This window comes from Spirillospora sp. NPDC046719 (genome assembly GCF_040645715.1).
GTDB lineage: Bacteria > Actinomycetota > Actinomycetes > Streptosporangiales > Streptosporangiaceae > Spirillospora.
On record NZ_JBEYYT010000814.1, the window covers coordinates 1 to 2,127 of the forward strand.

Consider the following 2,127-nt stretch of genomic DNA (forward strand, 5'->3'; position numbering starts at 1 on the left):
CCTGGCCCGCGGCGTGCACCCGGCGATCCTCACCGACGCGGGGTTGGACGCCGCGATGCGGCTCGTCGCCGGCCGGGCGCCGGTGCCCGTCCGGCTCGACCTGCCCGGCCGCCGGTACCCGCCGGAGATCGAGTCGACGCTGTACTTCGCCCTCTGCGAGGCGCTGGCGAACGCGGCCAAGCACGCGGGCGCCGACGAGATCCGGCTGAGCGTGCGCGACGAGGCGGGACGCCTCGTCGCCGAGGTCCGCGACGACGGGGCGGGCGGCGCGGGCGCCGTCCCCGGCGGCGGGCTCGCGGGCCTCACCGACCGGGTCCGCGCGCTGCGCGGGCATGTCGACGTCGAGAGTCCCCCCGGCCGGGGCACCACCGTCCGGATCACCCTGCCGACGCCCCGATGACCGACCGGGGGCACCGGCGGGTCCGGCTGCTCTGACCTCGCCGCGGACCTGACGTGGGAGGCCGTGCTTCTGGAACACTGGAACGCGCCGCCGCGCCACCCGGATCACCGGGCGGCGGCGGGCGAGGACGGCGCGGACAGGGAGACATGGGCGAGCGGGTACGGGTGCGCAAGGACCGTGACGAGCGGCGCGAGCAGATCCTGGTGTGCGCGCGGGAGCTGTTCAGCGAACGGCCGTACGAGGAGGTCTCGAACACCGAGATCGCGGCGGTGGCGGGCGTCAGCCGGGGCCTCCTGAACCACTACTTCGGCACCAAGCGGGAGCTGTACCTGGCGGTCGTGGAGCGGATGCTGCACATCCCGCCGGTCCCGGTGCCCGCCTACGAGCCGGGGGCGAGCGTCCGCGAGCGGGTCACCGAGAGCATCACCGGCTGGCTGGAGCTGCTGGAGCGCAACGCCGGCACCTGGCTCGTCGCGCTGGACATGGCGGCGGGGACCGCGGGCGACGACGACCTCGCCCGGCTGGTGGACGCGGCGCGGGAGGGCGCGGTCGACCACATCACCGAGGTGGTCGGGCTGTCCCGGCTCGCCGCCGAGCATCCGGAGGTGCGCTCGGCGCTGCGCGGTTTCAGCGGGATGGCGGAGGCCGCGACCCGCGAGTGGCTGCGGCACGGCCGGCTCACCCGGGCGCAGGTGCACCTGCTGCTGGAGGAGACGATCATGCATCTGATCGAGGAGACCGTGCCGAGGATGACGGCCCAGGGCTGAGCGGCGCAGGGTTGAGCGGCCCAGGGTCGAGCCGCCCAGGGGTGAGCGCAGGGGCGCGGCGGCGGTCAGACCTCGATGCACTCCATCGACGCGTCGGCGATGCGGCGGGCCGGCCCCTCCCAGCGGCGGCGCAGCTCCCGCAGCACGCACTGGCCGCGGACGGCGGGCCAGCCGTCCGGCAGGTGCTCCACCGGCAGCCGCGGGTCGGCGCGGACGAGCTCCAGCCACTCGGTCGACATCCACAGGTAGCGGGCCAGGTCGTCGGGCGCGCCCGGCAGCGGCTCGGGGCGGTCCCAGCGGCGGAGGAAGGCGCGGTGGCCGGCGGCCAGGGGGCCGAGGTCGAACGCCTCGCGGAGCATCGCCGGGACGTCGGTCGGCGCCTGCGCGGGGCCGGCGAACACCTTGAGGCGCCCGTCCAGGCCGAGCCCGTCGACGAGCGCGGGGACGTCGACCGCCGACGGCGCGATCCACGTGCCGTTGCCGAGCGACCCGAACCCCGCCCAGGCCAGCCGGGCGCGCAGGTCGTGCCGGACGCGCCGCCAGGACTCCGGCAGCGAGAACGCCAGCACGGTCCAGGTCCCGTCCCAGTCGGTGTTCAGCACGCCGCGCCGCCACACCCGGTCCTCGCCGTCGAGCAGGATCGCCTCCGAGCGCGGGGTGAGGCCGAAGTGCATCCGGCGGCCCGCGCGGTGCCGCGCCAGCAGCCCGCGGTCGACCATGCGGGCCAGCGTCGAGCGGACCGCGTGCTCGCCGACGCCGAGCCGGCCGAACGCGTCGATGAAGCTGCCGGAGAACACCGCGACGCGGCGGCCGAGCACGTAGTTCCCGAGGTAGGTCAGCATCAGCGACCGGGGCCGGAGCCGCGGCGGCGCGTCGGCGCCGTCCAGGGCCTCACCGCCGTCCAGGGCCTCACCGCCGTCCAGGGCCTCGCCGCCGCCCGGCGCGTCCGCCGCCGGGCGG

General features: G+C 76.8%; 3 protein-coding genes. 2 read left to right on the forward strand and 1 reads right to left on the reverse strand.

What is annotated here, in order from left to right; genetic code table 11:
* Both ABZ914_RS50550 and ABZ914_RS50555 read left to right on the forward strand, forming a co-directional pair.
* A partial coding sequence (locus ABZ914_RS50550) for a sensor histidine kinase (RefSeq protein ID WP_500201702.1) occupies positions 1-400 on the forward strand: 400 nt, incomplete at its 5' end.
* A gap of 146 nt (positions 401-546) precedes the next feature.
* Positions 547-1,167 carry a TetR/AcrR family transcriptional regulator gene (locus ABZ914_RS50555; protein ID WP_500201703.1) on the forward strand — a complete coding sequence of 207 codons (621 nt, stop codon included), beginning with the start codon at positions 547-549 and terminating at the stop codon, positions 1,165-1,167.
* Between the two features lie 65 nt (positions 1,168-1,232).
* On the opposite strand, the gene ABZ914_RS50560 is transcribed toward ABZ914_RS50555, so the two are convergent.
* On the reverse strand, positions 1,233-2,127 hold an 895-nt coding region (locus tag ABZ914_RS50560), incomplete at its 5' end, for a PaaX family transcriptional regulator (protein ID WP_500201704.1).